General features: G+C 69.5%; 1 protein-coding gene. It reads left to right on the top strand.

Going from position 1 to position 279, the window contains the following annotated elements; translation table 11 throughout:
• Positions 1 to 141, top strand: a 141-nt coding sequence (locus tag R6258_RS18795; RefSeq protein WP_318453475.1) for a TAXI family TRAP transporter solute-binding subunit, incomplete at its 5' end; no start/stop codon positions are given.
• Between the last annotated feature and the right edge of the window lie 138 nt (positions 142 to 279).

Raw genomic sequence — 279 nt, 5'->3', positions numbered from 1 at the left:
ATCCATCCGGCGACCAAGGCCATGGCGCTGGAAAAGGCCATCGCCGGCTTGCCGATGCCGCTGCACGAAGGCGCGGCGCGCTACTTCAAGGAGCAGGGCCTGGAGATTCCCGAGCGCCTGCAGCCGGTTTCGGCCGAGTAAGGCTTTCCTACCCAAGGCCCGGCGTCCGCCGGGCACGACGAGCCTCCCGCCCCCCGGCCGGGGGCTCGTTACCGATTCGCGAGGAGTGAACCGTGAGCGACCCCATCATCGAACAGGTCCGCGACGAGGACGCCCGCG

Origin of the sequence: Halomonas sp. HP20-15 (assembly GCF_033446685.1) — a bacterium.
Classification (GTDB): domain Bacteria; phylum Pseudomonadota; class Gammaproteobacteria; order Pseudomonadales; family Halomonadaceae; genus Modicisalibacter.
The sequence above is the reverse complement of the archived record's forward strand: the minus strand, read 5'-3'. Positions and strand labels throughout refer to the sequence as shown.